The sequence below is a fragment of the Phyllobacterium lublinensis genome (assembly GCF_020164435.1).
GTDB lineage: Bacteria > Pseudomonadota > Alphaproteobacteria > Rhizobiales > Rhizobiaceae > Phyllobacterium > Phyllobacterium lublinensis.
In genome coordinates this window covers 1-19,583 of the sequence record NZ_JAIUDQ010000025.1, presented here as the reverse complement: position 1 = coordinate 19,583, position 19,583 = coordinate 1, and the positions used below count along the sequence as shown (strand labels likewise).

18 protein-coding genes and 2 pseudogenes are annotated in these 19,583 nt (G+C 54.3%); 10 read left to right on the top strand and 10 right to left on the bottom strand.

The genetic code is table 11. The annotated features are described in order from the left end of the window. Positions 1 to 32: 32 nt before the first annotated feature. From K9U38_RS21345 to K9U38_RS21325, 5 genes and pseudogenes are all read left to right on the top strand, one after another. Positions 33 to 407 (top strand): annotated as a pseudogene (locus tag K9U38_RS21345) (ATP-dependent DNA ligase); the annotation flags it as partial. A gap of 263 nt (positions 408 to 670) precedes the next feature. After that, positions 671 to 877, top strand: coding sequence for a hypothetical protein (locus K9U38_RS21340; RefSeq protein WP_224496372.1), 207 nt, complete (start codon positions 671 to 673; stop codon positions 875 to 877). Positions 878 to 1,086: 209 nt separating this feature from the next. Next, positions 1,087 to 2,562: pseudogene (locus K9U38_RS21335) on the top strand (HAD-IC family P-type ATPase); the annotation flags it as partial. A 448-nt stretch (positions 2,563 to 3,010) separates the two neighbouring features. Continuing rightward, on the top strand, positions 3,011 to 5,119 hold the full coding sequence (katE, locus tag K9U38_RS21330; RefSeq protein WP_224496371.1) for a catalase: 2,109 nt from the start codon (positions 3,011 to 3,013) through the stop codon (positions 5,117 to 5,119). Positions 5,120 to 5,217: 98 nt separating this feature from the next. Next, positions 5,218 to 6,558, top strand: coding sequence for a PQQ-dependent sugar dehydrogenase (locus K9U38_RS21325; protein WP_370632027.1), 1,341 nt, complete (start codon positions 5,218 to 5,220; stop codon positions 6,556 to 6,558). Between the two features lie 107 nt (positions 6,559 to 6,665). Here K9U38_RS21325 and K9U38_RS21320 read toward each other — a convergent pair whose 3' ends face one another. Next, positions 6,666 to 7,784, bottom strand: a complete 1,119-nt coding sequence (locus K9U38_RS21320; RefSeq protein ID WP_224496370.1) for a YihY/virulence factor BrkB family protein — start codon at positions 7,782 to 7,784, stop codon at positions 6,666 to 6,668. Positions 7,785 to 8,151: 367 nt separating this feature from the next. Here K9U38_RS21320 and K9U38_RS21315 point away from each other — a divergent pair, with 367 nt between their 5' ends. After that, positions 8,152 to 8,358 carry a CsbD family protein gene (locus tag K9U38_RS21315; protein ID WP_224496369.1) on the top strand — a complete coding sequence of 69 codons (207 nt, stop codon included), beginning with the start codon at positions 8,152 to 8,154 and terminating at the stop codon, positions 8,356 to 8,358. Positions 8,359 to 8,653: 295 nt separating this feature from the next. Here the strand turns inward: K9U38_RS21315 and K9U38_RS21310 are convergent, their stop codons facing one another. The 6 genes from K9U38_RS21310 to K9U38_RS21285 all read right to left on the bottom strand — a co-directional run bounded on the left by K9U38_RS21310 (position 8,654) and on the right by K9U38_RS21285 (position 14,008). Beyond that, complete coding sequence (locus tag K9U38_RS21310; RefSeq protein WP_224496368.1) at positions 8,654 to 9,787, bottom strand: PAS domain-containing sensor histidine kinase; 1,134 nt, start codon at positions 9,785 to 9,787, stop codon at positions 8,654 to 8,656. After that, entirely contained in the window at positions 9,777 to 10,583 is an 807-nt protein-coding gene (locus K9U38_RS21305) for an alpha/beta fold hydrolase (protein ID WP_224496367.1), read from the bottom strand. The genes K9U38_RS21310 and K9U38_RS21305 overlap by 11 nt, the downstream gene beginning before the upstream one ends. Positions 10,584 to 10,688: 105 nt before the next feature. Continuing rightward, positions 10,689 to 11,399, bottom strand: coding sequence for a YetF domain-containing protein (locus K9U38_RS21300; protein WP_224496366.1), 711 nt, complete (start codon positions 11,397 to 11,399; stop codon positions 10,689 to 10,691). Positions 11,400 to 11,574: 175 nt separating this feature from the next. Next, positions 11,575 to 11,940, bottom strand: coding sequence for a hypothetical protein (locus tag K9U38_RS21295; RefSeq protein WP_224496365.1), 366 nt, complete (start codon positions 11,938 to 11,940; stop codon positions 11,575 to 11,577). A gap of 232 nt (positions 11,941 to 12,172) precedes the next feature. After that, complete coding sequence (locus tag K9U38_RS21290) at positions 12,173 to 12,490, bottom strand: hypothetical protein (RefSeq protein WP_224496364.1); 318 nt, start codon at positions 12,488 to 12,490, stop codon at positions 12,173 to 12,175. A gap of 927 nt (positions 12,491 to 13,417) precedes the next feature. After that, positions 13,418 to 14,008: a sulfocyanin-like copper-binding protein gene (locus tag K9U38_RS21285; RefSeq protein WP_224496363.1), complete on the bottom strand. Its 591-nt coding sequence runs from the start codon at positions 14,006 to 14,008 to the stop codon at positions 13,418 to 13,420. A 458-nt stretch (positions 14,009 to 14,466) separates the two neighbouring features. Between K9U38_RS21285 and K9U38_RS21280 the strand changes: the two genes are divergently transcribed. The 4 genes from K9U38_RS21280 (at position 14,467) to K9U38_RS21265 (ending at position 17,208) form a co-directional block, all read left to right on the top strand. Next, the gene (locus K9U38_RS21280; RefSeq protein WP_224496362.1) at positions 14,467 to 14,958 is read left to right on the top strand and encodes a BA14K family protein; all 492 of its coding nucleotides are present in this window, start codon (positions 14,467 to 14,469) and stop codon (positions 14,956 to 14,958) included. Positions 14,959 to 15,052: 94 nt separating this feature from the next. Continuing rightward, entirely contained in the window at positions 15,053 to 15,796 is a 744-nt protein-coding gene (locus tag K9U38_RS21275; protein WP_224496361.1) for a gamma-glutamylcyclotransferase, read from the top strand. A 503-nt stretch (positions 15,797 to 16,299) separates the two neighbouring features. Continuing rightward, a complete protein-coding gene (locus tag K9U38_RS21270) occupies positions 16,300 to 16,536 on the top strand; it encodes an ATP-binding protein (RefSeq protein WP_370632028.1) in 237 nt (78 codons plus the stop codon). 471 nt (positions 16,537 to 17,007) lie between these two features. Continuing rightward, positions 17,008 to 17,208: a hypothetical protein gene (locus K9U38_RS21265; RefSeq protein ID WP_224496360.1), complete on the top strand. Its 201-nt coding sequence runs from the start codon at positions 17,008 to 17,010 to the stop codon at positions 17,206 to 17,208. Positions 17,209 to 17,468: 260 nt separating this feature from the next. Here K9U38_RS21265 and K9U38_RS21260 read toward each other — a convergent pair whose 3' ends face one another. The 3 genes from K9U38_RS21260 to K9U38_RS21250 form a co-directional block, all read right to left on the bottom strand. Continuing rightward, positions 17,469 to 18,470: a sensor histidine kinase gene (locus tag K9U38_RS21260; RefSeq protein ID WP_224496359.1), complete on the bottom strand. Its 1,002-nt coding sequence runs from the start codon at positions 18,468 to 18,470 to the stop codon at positions 17,469 to 17,471. Between the two features lie 251 nt (positions 18,471 to 18,721). Continuing rightward, a complete protein-coding gene (locus tag K9U38_RS21255) occupies positions 18,722 to 18,898 on the bottom strand; it encodes a hypothetical protein (RefSeq protein WP_224496358.1) in 177 nt (58 codons plus the stop codon). A gap of 300 nt (positions 18,899 to 19,198) precedes the next feature. Beyond that, entirely contained in the window at positions 19,199 to 19,438 is a 240-nt protein-coding gene (locus K9U38_RS21250; RefSeq protein ID WP_224496357.1) for a hypothetical protein, read from the bottom strand. Between the last annotated feature and the right edge of the window lie 145 nt (positions 19,439 to 19,583).

The window sequence follows — 19,583 nt, the reverse complement described above, 5'->3', positions numbered from 1 at the left end:
ACTCTCCCCTGCAGTTCTGCTTGGCTAGCTCGATGGCGAAACGCTCAACCCGGAAACTGCAGACCATCGGCCTTCTGGCCGATCCCGAGGCACCGCTCAGGAGCCGGCCTGGCAAGAGCCGCAACAGGGATCAGCCACGCCTGCCCTTCGATCCAATGCCGCAACGCATCGAACCAGCGCTGGCATTACTGGCCAGGAAAGTTCCGAAGGGCGACCAATGGGCTTTTGAAATCAAATGGGATGGCTACCGACTTGCCGTGCATGTGGAACCCAGCGGCGTGCGCATCATCAACCGCGGTGGTCATGGTTGGACGCCCTTTTTCCCTGCCATCGCCAAAGCCGCCAAAGACCTTGGTCCGACCACCATGATCCTCGATGGCGAGGCCGTCGTGCTCGACGACAAGGGGCTCCACCGCACTTTGCCTCGTCACATATTCTAATGATGATGGCTTGAGGTTGCTGACTTCCGCCTCGCCAACGAGGCGCACCGGGCAAGCGAGATAGTTCGGCGAAAGTTGAGCTCGACCTTCGCATGCGTGATGTCAAACGCCAACTGTAGGAGCGGTAGGCCTATCGCTGTGGTGACCCGCTTTCTTAGTCCGGCTCTTTTTTACACATACCCCAATGATTATCTAATGTTCATCTAGATAAATTCAGAGGAGGCACCGCAATGTCGCGCGTAGACACGACAGTACGTGTGTTCATTGTAGAAGGCAGATTGACAATAACCGCGATCAAATACCCATGCGCCAAAGATGCCCTTCGTGCTGTGCACAAACATCCGGTCTTACAGGTGGAGGTCGAAGGCGAAGGCATAATGTTGCCAAACGAGTTCATGACCTATTGTATCGGTAAGGGATTGCAAACCAAAAACTGAGGATCGTGCGCCCCCTACGGGAGGGGGGAGCGTCAATTCACCCATACGCCATCCACTGGTGCACGGGCCAATAAAGTCCTATTCATGGTAGCCCGCCATTGTATCTCGTGTATTGATGAGACCCTGACAGGAGCGTGCTTGACCTTCCTACGATGGGAAGCTGTATGTTTCATCCTGATCATATTTGACGTACCTGAAAGGTCGGTACGATGGCAAAGGAACCGCGCGTTAATCACAACGTCATCGATGCGAAGACTGATGCTTTTCGCGATCCCGTTTGTGACATGACGGTCGATCCAAACGCTGGCAAACGGACGGCAGAATATAAGGGCACACTATTTCACTTCTGCTCTTCTGGTTGTCAGCAGAAATTCACGGCGGATCCGGAGAAATACCTGGACAGCCGCACTTTGCGGCCCAAATCTGTGCCGATTGGAACGCTCTATACCTGCCCGATGCATCCTCAAATCATTCGCGAGGGACCCGGCTCCTGCCCGATATGCGGCATGTCCCTCGAACCGATGGGCGTACCGACTGGAGACGAAGGCCCCAATCCGGAATTGGTCGATTTCACGCGGCGCTTGTGGGTGAGCGCAGTCTGTTCGGTCCCGCTGGTCTTACTGACCATGGGACCCATGTTCGGTTTGCCGGTTCGCGACTGGATCAGCGAACGCCTCGCAGCCTGGTTCGAATTGGCATTGGCTGCGCCCGTCGTCCTCTGGGCCGCACTCCCGTTCTTTAAGCGCGGTTGGGACTCAATCGTCAATCGCAACCCAAATATGTGGACATTGATCTCGATCGGGGTCGGCGCGGCCTTCGCCTACAGTGTGGTGGCAACGCTTTTCCCAGATATCTTTCCCCATTCCTTCCGTGGCCATGGCGGGTCAGTACCGACTTATTTTGAGGTGGCAGCCGTCATCGTTGCGCTCATTTTCGTGGGACAGGTACTCGAACTGCGGGCGCGTGAACGCACGGGATCGGCTATTCGTGCATTGCTGGACCTTGCGCCAAAAACCGCGCGGCGTATCGTCGAAGACGGCACGGAAACGGATGTTCCTCTGGATGAGGTGCTGGCAGGTGATCGGCTGCGCATCCGCCCCGGTGACAGCATTCCTGTCGATGGCGTTGTCATTGAGGGCCGCTCCTCAATCGACGAATCGATGATCACTGGCGAGCCTGTTCCAGTCGAGAAGACGCCCGGTGAAAACGTGACCGGAGGAACGCTCAACAAGAGCGGCTCACTGATCATGCGTGCGGAAAAAGTCGGATCCGACACTATGCTTTCGCAGATCGTGGACATGGTGGCTAAAGCCCAGCGTTCGCGCGCGCCTATCCAGGGATTGGCAGATGCAGTCTCGTTTTATTTCGTGCCGGCGGTGATATTGATCGCCATCGTATCCTTCATCATCTGGACCCTGATCGGCCCCGAGCCGAGCATGGTTTATGCTTTCGTTTCAGCGGTGTCCGTGCTGATTATCGCCTGTCCATGCGCTTTGGGCCTTGCAACGCCTATGTCAATCATGACGGCCACGGGTCGCGGCGCTCAAGCCGGCGTTCTCATCAAGGATGCCGAAGCGCTGGAGCGTTTCGCCAAGGTCGATACGCTGATTGTCGACAAAACCGGGACGCTCACAGAAGGCAAGCCCAAGCTCACCGATGTCCTCGCGACAATCGGCTTTGAGGAAAGAGTTGCGACTGCGGGCGTTTGGGTATCCGGGAATGGCTTGGCCGCTTCTTGGGCGCTGGCCGTACCGACCAGCTGGCCGCGAGGACTAGCCCTAAACGTTTCATTTGTTTCTCTCCCAGCGATTTCTGTCGCGGGAGGATAACCCGCTGCCAAAATGATGGTTCCGCACCCAAAGCAACAGCATTGCAAATCTGGTTTTAGGTCTAGCTTAGCGACAGCAATTGCAGTTGCTTAGTTTCGGACAGGGACCAATAGCTACTGCAATTCACCGTCGCGATACCGATGATCAGCCGAGTGCGATCCACGGCATTGCAACCCACTTGAGACTGTCTCTTTCTCACGGTTTCTCGAACGAGCTCCTCGGACACGAATTCCCGGAACTCTAGCATCGGCTCCGCGTTGACCTCTGGCCAGTGCAGTATCCCCTAATAAGGCAAGGAATGGCCATGTCGAAGTCATCCAAGACGAAACCTACCAAAAGCGTGACAGTCCACGACCAAACACTCTATCGAGGGGAAGGTGGGGAGTTGCACCAGATTGCAGGAAATGACACCCCTCTCCTCACCACGGCGCAGGGTGGTCCGGTGCGAGATGACCAGAATGCTCTCCGACAAGGTTCGAGAGGTCCGCTGTTGGTCGAAGATTTCCATTTTCGGGAGAAGATTTTCCATTTCGATCATGAGCGTATCCCCGAGCGCGTGGTGCATGCCAGGGGTTATGGTGCTCATGGCTATTTCGAAACATACGATTCGCTTGCAAAATACACCCGCGCCGACCTCTTTCAGCGTGCGGGAGAAAAAACGCCTGCATTTGTCAGATTTTCCACGGTGGCCGGTAGCAAGGGTTCATTCGACCTCGCACGCGACGTTAGAGGTTTTGCCGTCAAACTTTACACCCAGGAAGGGAACTGGGACATCGTTGGTAATAACATCCCGGTCTTCTTCATCCAGGACGCCATAAAATTCCCGGACATTATTCATGCCGTCAAACAGGAGCCCGACCGAGGTTTCCCGCAAGCCCAGTCGGCGCACGACAATTTCTGGGATTTCATCACCCTGACACCCGAAAGCATGCATATGATCATGTGGGTGATGTCAGACCGCGCCATACCGCGGTCGTTCCGATTCATGGAAGGATTTGGCGTTCACACGTTTCGATTTATCAATGCCAAAGACGAATCGACTTTTGTAAAGTTTCACTGGAAACCAAAGCTTGGGCTCCAGTCGGTTGTCTGGAACGAGGCGGTCAAGATCAATGGAGCCGATCCGGATTTCCACCGGCGCGATTTATGGCAAGCCATTAAGACCGGGTCGTTCCCGGAGTGGGAGCTGCAGATCCAGCTGTTTGACCAGGCGTTTGCGGACAGGTTTGATTTTGATGTCCTTGATGCGACAAAGCTCATTCCTGAAGAGGTTCTTCCTCCCATCCCCGTCGGACGTCTTGTACTCGATCGCATGCCTGACAATTTCTTTGCCGAGACCGAGCAGGTTGCCTTCATGACCCAGAACGTCCCCCCTGGGATTGATTTCTCCGACGACCCCTTGCTGCAAGGGCGCAATTTCTCCTATCTCGACACGCAACTGAAACGGCTCGGCGGCCCCAACTTCACCCACATTCCAATCAATGCCCCCAAATGTCCATTTGCGCATTTTCAGCAGGACGGTCACATGGCTATGCGCAACCCCGTCGGACGCGTCAATTATCAACCGAATTCTTGGGGTGAAGGGCCACGGGAGTCACCCGATCGCGGTTTCCCGACACTTGCCGAAGCGGTTTCCGGGGAGAAGGCCAGGCTCAGAGCCGAATCCTTTGCCGACCACTACAGCCAGGCGAGGCAATTTTTTATCAGCCAAACATCGACGGAGCAGAATCACATTGCCGCCGCCCTGATCTTCGAATTGAGCAAGGTCGAGACGACTGTGATCCGAGAACGCATGGTATCGCACTTGATCAATATTGATCACGATCTAGCTGGAAGTGTCGCGAAAGGGCTTGGCTTGAAGGCAATGCCGAAGCCGGCCGATGCGGCCGTGCCTACACGTCAGGATCTCGCTCCGTCATCCGCCCTCAGCATAATTGAACAAGGTCCCAAACGTTTCGAGGGGCGAAAGCTTGGCGTTCTGATCACAGACGGTTTTGATGCCGCAGTGCTGAAAAAACTGCAAAAAGCTATAACAGCAGAAGGGGCGACGTTCGAAATCATTGCGCCGTCGGTTGGAGGAGCGAAAGCGGCAGATGGGAACAACTTTGATGCCAATCAGATGATCGATGGGGCACCATCCGTGCTTTATGACGCGGTGGTGTTGTTGGTCTCGGCGGCGACGGATCTGCTCAAGAACCCGTCGGCCCGAGATTTCGTCGCCGATGCGTTCGCCCATTGCAAGATTATTGGCTATACAGAACCAGCATTGCCACTGTTAAAGAAGGCAGGAATTGCGGACGCCCTTGATGAAGGCGTGATCCTCATCAAAAGTGCGAAGGACATTGCGCCCTTCATTGCTCAACTTGGAAAGCTTCGTGTCTGGTCGCGGGAGGCTGCTGTCAAGAATCAATAGTCCGCATTTTCGGACCTGAAAGGGGTGTATGGTGTCATCCTTGACACCATGGGCGGAAATTGAAACCTCGGCCCCATAATAATTGCGGAGATGTTTAAATGGGTGCTTTGTTTCGATCCCGTGTGACGGGCATTGTTATCGGTACTCTGCCCATGGGTTGCGTTGCCGTTCCATCTCAACAAGCGCCAGTACTGGACAGAGAAGGCTATGGGCCCAACCCCGTGCTTCCGCCTCCGAGATCAGCTCTCGTCCCGACAGTCAAAATAGCGGACGCAAAAGGATGGCCATCCGGCGTGACGCCGACGCCGGCAAGGGGATTGACGGTAAACGCCTTCGCAAAGGGGCTGGATCATCCACGCTGGCTGCATGTACTGCCCAATGGTGATGTCCTGGTTGCCGAAACCAATGCTCCTCCAAAGCACGACAGCGGATTCAGCTTTCGCAAATGGATCATGGGGATCTTCATGAAGCGTGCCGGTGCGAGTGTTGAAAGTGCCAACCGGATTACCCTGTTGCGCGACACTGACCATGATGGTGTGGCCGATCTACGCACGCCATTCATCGAACATCTCAATTCGCCGTTCGGAATGGCCCTCTTGAACGATCGGCTTTACATTGCCAATACCGATGCCATCGTCGCCTATCGCTATTCGCAAGGCGCTACCCGCATAACCACGCCGCCGGAAAAAATCGTCGACCTGCCTGCCGGCCCCATCAACCACCATTGGACCAAGGACGTCATTGCCAGTCGTGATGGCAAGAAACTCTATGTAACTGTCGGCTCGAACAGCAACGTCGGAGAGAATGGAATCGACGCGGAAAAAAATCGGGCTGCAGTATTGGTCGTTGATCTGTCCAGTAGAACGACCAGGGTGTTTGCTTCCGGATTGCGTAATCCGAACGGCCTGTCTTGGAACCCGTACGATGGAAGATTATGGGTCGCCGTTAACGAGCGCGACGAAATAGGCAACGACCTCGTGCCCGACTATATGACATCGGTTAAAGACGGCGGATTTTATGGTTGGCCGTATAGTTACTTCGGACCGCACGTCGACATCCGGGCGAAACCGCAGCGCCCCGACCTCGTCAGCCGTGCAATCAAACCTGACTATGCGCTTGGCTCGCATACCGCATCTTTGGGGTTGACCTTCTATAGCGGCTCGCTGCTTGGGCCGTCATATCAGGGAGGCGCCTTCATAGGCCAACATGGCTCTTGGAACCGTAATCCCCCCAGCGGCTACAAGGTTATTTTTGTGCCCTTCAAGGATGGCAGGCCGCAAGGCTGGCCGAAGGATATCCTAACGGACTTCGTTGGCCCTGATGGCGGAGCACGCGGCAGGCCTGTTGGTGTCGCGGTGGACAAGGCGGGCGCGTTGCTCGTTGCCGACGATGTCGGCAACGTCGTATGGCGGATTGTCCCCTCGAACGCCCGGAATTGAGATCGGGGCTCAAAAGAGGCGCGATGCGGATCAAGAACTCGCCCGCAACCAGACCGCGGCGATTGCTGAACGGACAGCACGCTCACATACACGTGCACGGGATCTACCTAGTTGATAGACTTGCCGAGGGTGTCCGCTACCACTGCGCCCCGTTGGCCCATGGGGAGTGGTTCTCCGGTGGTACTGTCCACCGCAGTTTGATGTTCCAGTTCTGCGTTGAGTTCCGCGCCAAGAATGAGGATTATCAGCGAGATCCAAGTCCACATCATCAGGCCCACGACCGCGCCCAAGGTACCGTAAGTCGCATTGTAATCGGCAAAGTTGGACAGATAGAACGTGAAACCGGCCGATGCGATGATCCACACCAAGGCCGAAAGGACAGCTCCGATTGAAAGCCAGCGCCACTTTGCGTACTCGCGGTCGGGGCCGAACCGATAAATGAGAGAGATAGCGAGAGCGACGATTATAGCCATGAGCGGCCATCGGGCTATCCTGATCAGCGCTTCGCTCCAGCCAGCGAGCCCGAGTATGTCCAACACCGGGGGGATAATTCCCAGAACGGCGATAAGGACAATTCCGAAGAACAAACCACCAAATGTAAAAAGGAAGGAAATCAGGTTCAATCGCAAAAAACTGCGGCGCTCATCCTCTCCGTACGCAACGTTCAATGCTTCGAATATGGCTTTGAACCCGTTGTTCGCACTCCACAGAGCCACCATGAGACCGAGAAGGAACCCAACGCCAAGCGCTTTCACATCCTGGGTTGCCAAAGCCTCTAGCTGAGCTCGAATGAGACCAATGGCGTCGTTAGGCAATATCCCCGCAAGCAGCGATATGTTGCCTGCAACCGTGGCACGGTCCGCCAGAAATCCGTAAAGCGACACGAATGCCGTAAGAGCAGGAAACAGGGCGAGCAGCAAATAGAAAGTCGAACCCGCAGCTATCAGCATGACCCGATCCTGCTCCAACGACTGGTAGACCCTGTAGAGAACATCCCTCCATCCCAGCGCTGGAATTTCGGCAGGGGAATCTGCGTTGCGGCCGCGCCGCGGCTCGAACACTTCCTCTACTGCGTTCTCCCAATGATCGGAGGCGATTGAACAGGACCCACTCTTCCCGGCCAGCAGCTTCGGGTTTGATGCCGGCCGTAATTTGGGCTTCTTCTGGAGGGCACGCAAAGCGGCTAAAAGCGAAAATACGTAAAGTGCAAGGGCAATCCGTTTCATAGCAATTCCCTGTTTGCTAGCCGACCAATTGCGGCGCGAACGCCCGACCCCTGACTTTCTCCCTCCCTCCGAAGGTTGGAAGACGACGATCCTGTGCTGCTAACAAGCGGCTTGGACGAAGGTTCCACAAACTGTGGATCTTGAGAGTTTGAACCGCTTTTTAGAGGTTGCATCGCACGAGAAGTGGACACGCAGCGTCAAACGCGCAGGGACGATTCAGCCTTGCGCTTGGGGGTACTAACGAGAGCGTCAAAAACCCTTAACGTGCTCCGTGTGAATGCCCGAACTGTGTTTCGGAACTCTTCCGTCTGCGGAACTTTTTACCGCAGTACAGCGTTGGTCCCACATCAACTTAAGGAGAAACGCTATGGACTGGAACCGTATTGAAGGCAACTGGAAGCAAGCTAAGGGTAAAGTAAAAGAGCAGTGGGGAAAGCTTACTGACGACGACCTTGATATTATTGCGGGCAAGCGAGATCAACTCGAGGGCAAGATTCAGGAACGCTACGGCAAAGCGAGAGACGAGGCCAAGAAAGACGTCGATGATTGGTACAACAATCAGACTTGGCAGTAGTTTTAATTGGAATGCCCCATTGCCTTTGGCAGTGGGGCATATTTTTTGCGAGCGGTATGCTCCGGAAGCCTCGGCAATGCCGGCTATTCTCATAGGCCGATATGTTTCGATGCATCTTGATCGTTGATAAGTAGCCACGACGCCCGCAGTTCACGGAACGGAGCGACGCACGACCTTGCGATGGCGACTGCATGGACAGGCGCCGTCAGGCTTCGCCTGCTGGGGAAGCGAAACCTGCTCCTTGCGTGGTTCGCAGCTGAGCCCCGCAACAGGCCCAATGCGGAGTTTTCGCAATTTATCCGCCGACCGGGTCTACTCTCATGCTGAATTTGAAGCGGGTCTCTTCCGGGGTACTGGTTGCCACCAACGTTGCACCATGGGCCTTGGCTATCTCCGACGCAATGAAAAGGCCTAAACCAAGCCCTTCTCTAGCACCACTCGATTCACCGCGAATGAATGGCTTAAAGAGCCGCTCGAGTTGGTCAGACGGTATGGCCTCGCCAGCATTGACGACCTCGATTTCAAGAGCGCCTCCCTTTGTGGACGCAAGTAAGCGGACTGGTTGTGTTTTTGATCCATGCACCAAGGCATTGCCCAACAAATTCGACACCATTTGGCCGATGCGGGCGGCGTCGCATATCACTGTCCCCAACCTGCCAACGCTGACAGTTAGAACCCAGTCGGGTTCAGCTGTACGAAGCTCCGCGACGACCTGTTCGAGAACCGCTTCGAGCACATCCGTTGGCTTGAGTTCGACACCGATCCCGCCCCCGAGGCGACTACGCGCGAAATCCATGACATCGTCGATAAGTGCAGACATCCTGGTTACGCTGCCCTGCATCAGCTTAAGCACCTGCTCGTCTTTTCCCGCTGCGTCCCGCTCCAGCATCCTGATACCTCCACTGATGGATGCCAGCGGATTGCGCAGGTCGTGGCCAAGTACCGCCACGAACTGTTCGCGCAATTCCGAGTCCGCCTCAAGCGTTTTGATTTTATCGTTGGACGCCGCCTGCGCATCGACAAGACCCCTTTCGAAGCGACGCCTGTCGGCTGCTGGAAACAGTGTCAGCCGTGTGAACAGTAGCTGCCCGGAACCATCCATACGTTGCAATGCATTTGCCAGCATTGGTATCCGGCTTCCCCTCGCGGTAACTATGTCCAGGGCGACTTCATTGTAGAAGCCTTGAATTCTCAGAAGCGGAGCGAAATGCGTCTCATAAAACATCTTTCCGGCGACAGGCAGAAAGTCTCGCAACGGTCGTCCAATTATCTCATCGTGGCTATATCCGGTCCAAGCCAGGTACGTGCGATTAACCTTGAAAATGCGACCGTTCGGCAACATCGAAAGATATCCGCATGGGGCGTTTTCGTATAGGTCTTCGAAGTCCTCGTTCGGCGGTACCAAATCGTTGGGATCGTTACCGCGCATCGAGAAAATCATTCATGGCGGCAATCACTTCATGCGGTGCGCTCAAATTCGGGCAGTGACCGGTCGCCTCTAGCAACTTATAGTTGCTCCCGGGAATGTTCTGGTGGACATATTGCCCGACGTTCTCGGCCGCGATGATATCGTCGGAGCACTGCAGGATGAGCGTTCGCGCGGTCACCTTTGAAAGATCATCCCGATTGTCCGACATGAAAGTCACCCGCGCGAAAGCCTTGGCGATGGCAGGATCGGTGCGGCAAAAGCTGTTGGTCAACTCTTCGCCCAGTTCGGGTCGATCCGGATTTCCCATGATGACCGGAGCCATCGCGGCTGACCAGCCCATGTGATTATCGGCAAGGGAATCGAGAAGCTCATCGATATCCTTGCGAGAGAAGCCGCCCCGATAGTCGCCGTCGTCGATATACCGCGCGGATGGCCCGACAAGGATCAGTGCGCCGAACATCCCTGGTGCCTTCACGGAGGCGAGCACGCCCATCATGGCGCTCACGGAGTGGCCGACGAACACGGCATCATTGAACTCAAGTTCTCGGCCTATCGCAACGATGTCGTCTGCATAAGCATGCAAGGTCGAATACTTCTGCGCATCATACGCAGATAGATCGGATCTTCCGGCACCGACATGGTCAAAAAGGACCGTTCGAAACTGCTCTCCGAAGGCCGGCCATATATATCGCCACATACTCTGATCACATCCAAATCCATGTGCGAACATCATTGGTCGCGCACCGGAGCCTGAGATTTTCACATTGTTGCGGGCCAGTACTGAAGAGGATTCCATCGGATCAACTTATGGGCCGAACCATAGTTGGTCAATCAAACGCGAAGCAAACCTTCAGAATGAAAATTTAGGACGACGAACGCATCTTGATCACGGCCATTTTCATCAGGGAGTTTGTGACGTGACCCATCGATCGTAGGAACAATTGGGACAGTTAGTGAGGCCAGATTCACTTGTGACTTCCTCCGTATAGCCGCACCGCTCACAGGAAATCCGGCCTTTGCTGACGCGTTCTCCAGCTCGTTGACAATGCGGTGGTTGAAGTGACCAGGGCGGTTCGATCTGCAGGCCTCGAAATTGACCCTTCGAGCCCAGTTTGAACACGCTCAGGCTTCCATCCGGTTCGAAATAAGCTGCCCGAACCTCACCCAGGTTTTCAATTCCCTTAGCGCGCAGCAATTGGAAAAGCTCCTGATTGCTGATCTTCAATCCACCAACGGTTTGATGCTGGATCACGCCGTCACGCACCAATTCAACCGTCGCCCCCTCAATGATGTCAGCAGCTTTCCGATTCCTGAAGACAAATTCGTCGAGCAACCGGTTGAACAGGACGATAACGGTGATGACGATCATGGAGTGGATCATCGGAACGTCATGATAGAACATTGGATCGCCAACGGCCGAACCGAGTGCGATAACCAGGAAAAACTCAACCATGGACAATTGGCCGACTATACGGCTGCCAAGCCACCGAATGAGTAAGAGCGCATAAGCGTAAATGATCGTTGTTCGGACAAAAATTTCGACCAGGAACAAAAGTGGAAGATCTCCCACAAGCATTCGCTTGAGATCAAACGCCTGAACTGCTTCTTCCATGACTACTCCATGGCTCGCCTCAACGGAGCGCGATTGATATAATGTTGGGGCCGAGACGTCAGTTATTCCATGATATCGGTGCTCGGTCCAATTCTCCGGGTGGTTCCGATACATAGGTCAGCTTGCGCGCTGCAAGCCGATTAACCTCTGGTCTGAACTCATCTGCCTGAAAATCTCAATTCGAGCGACGCTTGCCAGGGCCTACCAGGCGAAGGGTGAAAAGGAAACTCAATGCAGTCGTACCAAACAAAGCGGTCAATGGTTTGCGCTGAATTAAACTGTGCAGTTCATTTTCGAGTAACACCGGACTATCCGAAATAAGTGCTTTTGCACTACTCGCGAGCAACCCTAAGGATTCTGCAATCGTGTCCACTTCGGCCCGCATGGCGAGCAATTCATCACCTAAGTCGACTACTCTTTCCTGCTCTGGATTTGCCTCATTCGTTCTTTGAAGCACCTGATCGGCCAAATAGGTATCGCTTTCCGTTTCGGACGCAATGGATTCATGATCTTCGACTGGGATGTCAGGTTTTATTTGCATTGGTTTGCTCCATCCTTGGACGCACCCTTAAACGCTCCACTGCTCAACCAATTGGATTGGCTGGAATGGTCGACCATTGGCGTCGCTTAAAAAACAACAACTGGTGTTAGCAAACGTTCCCGACGTTGGAAAATTTAGACATCACACAGAAATCAACCATTCAGCGACGTAGGCAACGGATGTTGATTCACGTACGGCCTGACGGAAGAGGTTGCCAGATGTTCCTAATTGATCAAAGGACGTCATCAGAAACCTGTTTGACTCCAATCATAAGACCAAGAAACCTGATCGTGTCGGCGGCCTCACGCATGATGTGCTGCGTCTCACTACCATATTTGAAATCAATGACGTCGGCAAAATGGTCCAGTTTCGAAGCAACGTCGCAATCTGATGCTTCCCCAGATATTCCCGAAAATGCAACCAAGTGATTGTACGTTCGTATCAGTCTCGCAGCGTCCCGAAGAAGAGCCTGCTTTTCATCCCTGGCAAGATCCGTCGCGCCATTTACTTGCTTCATCAGTGCAGACAGAGTTCCTACATTGCCTGCCATCTCACTTCATCTCCGCCAGGTTACCCGAGCGAAACTTACAATTGGTCGCGGTCCAAAACGTCCTATATCTGCAAACATGTGACGACTCCAGATTCCTTTGACGAATGCGGGCACGAGTAGCCTTCAACAGCGCGACGACGGCAATCAGGCGATCAGAAGTAGCCATGTTGTATAGAACACGATGTGCATTTTAGTGTCGAGTACATCGATCGTTGTCGACAATCCATCATTGTGGTGACGACCAGCTGTCATGGCTAAGGCGCGTTGGCAGCTTCGCAATCAACTCTCCAGTTGTTTTTTCTCACCGATTAACCGCGTCGAACACGCTATGGGCGAACTGCATCCCACAATGGAGGAGCACTGCATACACGGGTTCGCAGGCCGAGCCAAACGGTAAGCAATTGTAGTGAAAGACTGGGCCGCTTCCAGGGTGTACTTTCCCCGACGGACTGCGAAGGCTCTATCCGTTCTGATTTCACGGTTCTTTTGGGAGGACCGTAATCGCGGCACCAAACACTTTCGCGTTTGCGCTCCTCCCTTTTCACTTCTCGGTGGGTAGCCGATTGTGTGCAGTGCCCCCCGTCATTCCACGGGTGTATTCTGCAGCTAGGTCGCGAGGCCCGCTAACTTCGCCTAACGCCCCAAGTCTCCCGATCATTATTGCGGGAGACTTTTGGACGTCAGAAGACATCCCCTCCCCAGCTGACGTCCTTCGGCTCCCGCACTTTTCCCCATCCTGTGCCCGACGTGGTCGGATCCCGTTTTTTGGCATGGTCACAACTCAGTCATGTCAGCGGCGATGTCTGCTTCCGGGTACAGCAAAATTCGCCTGTACGTCCGGTATGAGGCGCGAAGCGGACGTGCCTTCTATCGCACGGTCACCCTCGAATCTGGCAGATCTCGATTGGAGGAAAAGGTGGAGCAGATCTACGGACGTCCCGGGGGTTGGTCTTGCGGAAATTTGTCGTTATGCACGATTGCTGCGGCGTTGTTGAGGTTGTCTCTCACCTCGAAACCTATCCAGTGGCCGTCCATCAGATGCGTTTGCCTTGCGCAGGCGAGGAAATAGTCTCCGGCTTGCTGAGCAACAAAGTTGAGTTGTCTCCGCTCATTGGTTTGGATTCCCCCTGGCGGGTCGGTATACGCCCCCCATATAGCGTCCTTGGCCGTCAACTTCACAGGCATCTCTGACTGAGCATAGACTCTGGTCACCATTAGGCTATGCCGAAAAGACAAAGACCCATTGATGAACGTGATTTCTACTGACCAATCGGTTGGCACGATGATCGTTAGATTGCCGCCCCAATATCCGTTGAAGTCGATGATGTCGGTCCGGATATTGTCCCTGCGGTACCGTTCCACCTGGTTCCAATCGGCAACAATCTCTATGCTTACGGTTTTGGCTGCGGGTGCGTTCTTGATCCAGCTCGGGACTAGAGGTTCCGCTGCCAGTGCAGTACCATTGAACAGTCCCAGAGCGATGATAGCGAGAAGGGCAATATGGGCACAGCGCGCCATTGGAGAGCTCCTCCTGAGCACAGGCTAGGCAACCTCTTAAAAGAACAAGAATACTCTCAAACGAAGCGCCACACCAGCAAACGCACGTCAAGGGATAAGATTTTCAGCACCAATGACCGCTGTTGGCGCAAATCGGTGAGTCGCGCCACGATCGCCAAACCGCAGCTTTGGAGCCTATTCCGGTCAGGCAGCTTTTAAGAACAGCCCTGCGAAAGCAGCCGTTTAAGTCGGCTGTCGTGGGCCAACATACGAGCGTTCGCGGATCAACAAAATGCGTTGTTCGCGCGCGGCGATGCGACACCGCGAATGGACCATTTTTGAAAGAGAGCTTTGCTGCTAATGCATAATTTCTCGAGTCAAAATCGATTTTGGAGTAAAATCGCGCGAGCATTTAAAGGGCTGCAGGGTCCTTGCGCGCCGTCTTCGACGCGGAGGACTGTAGAGGAAAGGTGAAGCCAATGAAAAGGTCAGCAATCTTTGCCCTGTCGCTGGTGACGGCGCTGACGAGCGCCCCGCCGGCCATGGCGTTTCCCACCGTTGCCGTGCCGAAGATCGAAGTCCAAGAGGCGCAGCCGGTCGAGTACAGGCGTTACCGCGGCGGTTACAACCGTGGATACTGGGGCGGCTATCGAGGCTACCGCGGGCATGGACACTACAATGGTAACGACGATTGGGCTTGGGCACTGGGCGGGCTCGCGACTGGCGTAATCATCGGCGGATTGCTGGCGCAGCCGAGGTATTATGGCCCCAGCTACTACGATGAGGGCTACTACGGGCCGACCTATTACCGTCCGCGCTACTACGCGCCACGCAATTACCGCCAGGTCTATTATGGCGGCAACACACACGCGCGCTGGTGCTATGCCCGCTACCGGTCCTATAGGGCTTACGACAACACGTTCCAGCCCTACTACGGTCCGCGACGGGCGTGCGTCTCCCCCAACAATTGATTTCAGGCGTAGTTGGCGTGGCTCGGATGGCGCGCCGACCGTTGCTTTCAAGTGTTCAATCGGCGATCTTTCGTACCGTGCGGAGACTTCAACCATGCAGGGCAGACCAAGATCACTTAGCTTGACCCCGGCCCACGTCGCACGGGTCCATCACGCGATCGACGACGGCGGCATAGAACCTGGTGTCGAGCTTCACAACGATGCGGACTATGACGATTGGGTGAAGCGGATCATCAAGACCCATCCCGCTCCGGGTTCCCCAACTCTGCTCTTCGCGTATGGTTCATTGATATGGAAACCGGAGATCGAACATGTCGGCGAACAAATAGGCGTTGCTCGAGGTTGGCATCGCTCTTTTTGCTTTCGAATGACCCGCTTCCGGGGGACGCTTGAACAGCCTGGCCTTATGATGGCTCTCGACCGCGGAGGGCAGTGCCGGGGTATCCTGTACGAGCTACCAAAGAATGACCTGGAAGGGCAATTCGGGAAACTGTTTCGGCGCGAATTCAAGTACAAACCCGCTAACAGCACGCCGCGCTGGATCACGGTCGAGACGACCTCTGGCTCAACCCCAGCCTTGGGCTTTGTCATGAACCGCGCTTCACCGCTCTACGCAGGAAATCTCCCTCTCGAAGTTGTTGCGGATGTGTTGGCTCAAGCATGTGGTCACGTGGGTTCAGGGGCCGAATATCTACTCAACACTGTGACGCACCTCGAGGCAAAAGGCATTCGAGACCGCAATCTGTGGCGGCTTCAAGCGCTCGTAGCGCAGCAGATCGATCGCAAGGGCGGGATAGCAAACCCACTAGATCGTCAAATCTTGAACGAAGGCCAATGATGTTTTGAGCGGGCGGTCCGCTGGACACCAACGTATGAAATAGAAGCTGCAGGCCGAAGAAGGTTCCCAATACGGTAGGTCGCGTTCCTGAGAAAACAAGCCGCCTTGCCAACATGCGAATGGAGTTGGCGAGGCTTCAAGGGGTCGATCTTTTTCTGCAACACCCACGGCGTTCGACGCACTCGAATTAGTTAGTCACCAACATTCAACCATACTTTAGCTTCGTAGTCCTCACGGCTTGGGCCGAGATTGCCAACTTAAATTTTGTTTGGTGGCTTTGAGTTGGCCAAGTTTTACCAGTCGGCGGATGTGATTTTGCCCGCAGTTCCAGCGCCTTGCTAGCGAGCTGTGTCAAAGGCAGCTTGATCATCATTCATAATCGAGGCCTATGTAGGCCGATCCTCGCTTTGGCAACGCTACAGGATCGCGAACGCGGTGTTTTTTGCTCCCGATATTGATCTCGATGTGTTCCCGCCTCAGACGTTGGTCAGGTCGAAAATGCACTGCTAAATCTTTGCATCAACGCGCGCGACGCGATGCCAGACGGCGGCACTATTACGATCACTACTGAAAATATAGAAATCGACGAGGTCACAGCCCGTGCCCTGTCGCTCGCGCCTGGTCAGTATGTTCGGCTCTGCGTGAGAGACGAAGGCACGGGCAGGGCTACGCAGAGAAGAATGTCAGCTTTCTACCCTAAGCGGACCGGCAGGTTTGAGGAAATCGCCAAGTTGGACTGAACGACCAATATAGGGCGCAAAGCGGTCAGTCGCGCCACGATCGCCAAACCGCAGCTTTGGGGCCGATGGCTGACTGTCCGCTTCTAGAAGCGGACATCAGAGAGTGATTTCACCGATTGTTGGTATCGAAGCTATTTGTTGTCTCGTGTGCAAATACGTCCGGAATCCCACGGTATAACCTCTTGGCCATCATCCGCGAATTTAACGGTCACAGCAGCCGCGGAAGTCGAGACTACAGTTGCCGGCGTCCATTTATCATCCTCGTTAATGTCAGAGCTGTTATTACTACCCTGAAGTACTGTTATACGATCGCCTCGTTTTAACGAACTGCGTTTGTCAGCGGTGTCTGGATTTTCCATGGCAGTTTCCTCCTGATGCTCAACTCGCACCAGCCAAAGAAGTTGCCGACTAGAGGGCATCCGCCGCTTACCTTCGCCAGAGCTTTCTTAGAAATGGCCGACTGAGGATAACATGACCATAGATTGGATCACCATACTGCAGGAACAAGCGGATTTTGCTACGCGGATCGCAGAAGACGTGAATCAGACTCTCAAATTACCAGATCTGACACCCAGCCAGGCGGCACGACTTTATCGTGTCGTGGAGGAAGGCGCTCAAACCTTTGATGTATTATCGATGAGATGGAACAATACGACGTGGAAGCCAGCATGACCGAAGCAGCCGACACAATCGCTGATATGTGGACTAATCTCTCAATCGCTACGGCGAACAGGTTACGGGTTTTACAGGGTCTGGAGCCCATTGAGTTCCCATCTGACGATGGTCACTCCTGATCGCATATGTCCAAAGCCTTCGGTACTCTTCGCCGACAGAAACAGACCATGTTTTTGGATTTGCATTTTGAGCATTTCAGCTTCGGCACAAGATCGTCGCGCATGCTGCTGTGGTCTCGACCGACCTTACTGGCCAGGTTACGCAGATAGTTTGTTGGCCTTTAGCTTGAGAACGACGGCGACTCCATCACTCGACCAGTCGTATGTAATTGAGCCACCCAGCGAGCTTGAGACGCTGCGATGGACTAGTTTACTCCCATAGCCCGTTGCCCCGGTAGGAGCTTCCACCGTCGGCCCACCTCGTTCGGTCCAAACAATCGTTACGTACTCCTCGTCCGTAGAGCCTGAGACATCAAGAGTTCCAACATCTGCAGAGAGTGCTCCGTATTTTAGTGAATTCGTTGCAAGTTCATGGATAACTAGCGCTAACGCAGTGGCCGAACTTTCACCCACCCCCATGCGTGGCACTGCGACGCGAATACGACCGCTGAACGCTCCCATGTCTTCATATGGCGAAAGCAATACCGACAACAAATCGCCGAGAAGTGCAGTGTGACCTTGATGACCGGGGAGTGGGCGTACAAGGTCATGCGCTCGTCCGAGTGCTGCCAGTCTCGCTATCAGTTCCGTAGCCATTTCGGCGGCAGTAGTCGTGGATCTCGAAGTTATATTGGTCAGTCCGCTTGCGATCGCCAGCAGGTTTTTTACACGATGACTCATTTCTCCTGCCAGTAGCTCGTTCCCTTCTTCAGCTTGCTTGCGGCCAGTAACGTCCAGGAATATTCCAAACATGTGACGTTCGTGCAATCCAGTGTCGCCGCCAAGGCCACGCGCTGATATCCATCGAATTTCATCCCCCACCATAATACGGAAGTCGGTTTCGTAAGCCCCTACAAGGCCCCGCGTTGCGGTAAATGCGGCGCGTACCCTGTCCCTGTCGGCGGGATGAATATGAGCTGATAAAATCTCAAACGAAACATTTTCGTTCGGAGGAAGGCCCCAAAGTTCGAACGCTTGATTATCCATCGCGAACTGATCGTTATCGACGTTCCACGCCCATAGGGCCACACCAGCCGCCTCGATAGCACGGCGCAGATTTTCGGTACGCCACAGAGAGGACGCGGACTCGCTAGGCGCCATGTTTGTTAACTCTTTGGAGTGCTTGTGGATCTGATCGACCTCCTTCTATGAAGGAACTATCTTCCAAGCGGAGGGTTCCGTATCCACGGTCATAATCTGAAGTTCGTCTGTCGATGATCACCCATCGGTGAATCCTCCAATGCAGCCCGTTACCAAACTCGGCGTTACGGTGTTGTTTGCTCACGTGTCGCCAAAGAGCTTCAATGAACAGTTCGCGATAGCCCAGAAAGCAAGACGGCCAAACCTGACGGTTACTTGTCAGATTGCTCTTTGGTTTCTTTCTCTGCCAACCGCTTCAGCAGCTCGTCGGTCATTGGCTCATCGGCTATTGGCTTGTAGCGACTGCGCAGCGCATCCCGGTAAGTTTTCCGGTTCAGTTGCTCCCTGACCACTTTCGCAATGTCCGGTTTTTCCTCTTTCTCGTCCACCACACGCCCTTTCCTCGTCGAGGCGAAGAACAACAAGCATCGGTAATGGTTCCAACGGGGGAAAATGCAAGCAAGCTGCCCTCCGCAAGGCATCGATTGCAGCAGGGCAAAACCACGCACATCAACACAGGCGGGATCACAGACCTAAGCAATCCTAAACAGCCTATGCGGTTCCTTTAACTGGCATGTCTAAATCCATGTTCTTTTGCAGTTGGTGCGCCAAGGCCAGCATGGCATTCTCCTTCGAAGAGCTACACACCTCACATGCACCGGGCACAAGCGTCAGCATTGTTTCGGTTGTCAAATCTGCTCCGCTCGGACACGCTCTCTTTGAGCTGCGATTGCGGCGATGATAGCTGTGTCCCGATGACCTAGATCAAATAAGCGGAATATCTGCTTTGCCAAGCGATCGGCATAGGGATGGGTTTTGGGAGACCGCCCCAAAATCTTCGATGCACTGTCATGGGCAGCTTGCAGCACCAACCAATCATCAGGGAATTTGATTTGGGTGCGGGTTTTGAGATTTTGGGCGATCAACATATCTGTTCTCCTCGCGGTTAATAGGCGGGAGCAGGTACTCTCAAGCGTCAGTGGCCATTTCATGCCTGACGACCGTCAACTAACGCGCTTTAATCGTCGGCAAGTCAATTGAATACACATCCCGCTTAGGGAATGTGCCGGAACT

Excerpts from the sequence above, each read along its gene's own strand:
- K9U38_RS21290 (WP_224496364.1), bottom strand. The coding sequence starts at position 12,490 with ATGGCAGGCAATGTAGGAACTCTGTCTGCACTGATGAAGCAAGTAAAT.
- K9U38_RS21280 (WP_224496362.1), top strand. The coding sequence starts at position 14,467 with ATGAAAAGGTCAGCAATCTTTGCCCTGTCGCTGGTGACGGCGCTGACG.
- K9U38_RS21295 (WP_224496365.1), bottom strand. The coding sequence starts at position 11,940 with ATGCAAATAAAACCTGACATCCCAGTCGAAGATCATGAATCCATTGCG.
- K9U38_RS21320 (WP_224496370.1), bottom strand. The coding sequence starts at position 7,784 with ATGAAACGGATTGCCCTTGCACTTTACGTATTTTCGCTTTTAGCCGCT.
- K9U38_RS21310 (WP_224496368.1), bottom strand. The coding sequence starts at position 9,787 with ATGCGCGGTAACGATCCCAACGATTTGGTACCGCCGAACGAGGACTTC.
- K9U38_RS21340 (WP_224496372.1), top strand. The coding sequence starts at position 671 with ATGTCGCGCGTAGACACGACAGTACGTGTGTTCATTGTAGAAGGCAGA.
- K9U38_RS21315 (WP_224496369.1), top strand. The coding sequence starts at position 8,152 with ATGGACTGGAACCGTATTGAAGGCAACTGGAAGCAAGCTAAGGGTAAA.
- K9U38_RS21305 (WP_224496367.1), bottom strand. The coding sequence starts at position 10,583 with ATGGAATCCTCTTCAGTACTGGCCCGCAACAATGTGAAAATCTCAGGC.
- K9U38_RS21285 (WP_224496363.1), bottom strand. The coding sequence starts at position 14,008 with ATGGCGCGCTGTGCCCATATTGCCCTTCTCGCTATCATCGCTCTGGGA.
- K9U38_RS21325 (WP_370632027.1), top strand. The coding sequence starts at position 5,218 with ATGGGTGCTTTGTTTCGATCCCGTGTGACGGGCATTGTTATCGGTACT.
- katE (WP_224496371.1), top strand. The coding sequence starts at position 3,011 with ATGTCGAAGTCATCCAAGACGAAACCTACCAAAAGCGTGACAGTCCAC.
- K9U38_RS21265 (WP_224496360.1), top strand. The coding sequence starts at position 17,008 with ATGACCATAGATTGGATCACCATACTGCAGGAACAAGCGGATTTTGCT.
- K9U38_RS21260 (WP_224496359.1), bottom strand. The coding sequence starts at position 18,470 with ATGGCGCCTAGCGAGTCCGCGTCCTCTCTGTGGCGTACCGAAAATCTG.
- K9U38_RS21250 (WP_224496357.1), bottom strand. The coding sequence starts at position 19,438 with ATGTTGATCGCCCAAAATCTCAAAACCCGCACCCAAATCAAATTCCCT.
- K9U38_RS21275 (WP_224496361.1), top strand. The coding sequence starts at position 15,053 with ATGCAGGGCAGACCAAGATCACTTAGCTTGACCCCGGCCCACGTCGCA.
- K9U38_RS21300 (WP_224496366.1), bottom strand. The coding sequence starts at position 11,399 with ATGGAAGAAGCAGTTCAGGCGTTTGATCTCAAGCGAATGCTTGTGGGA.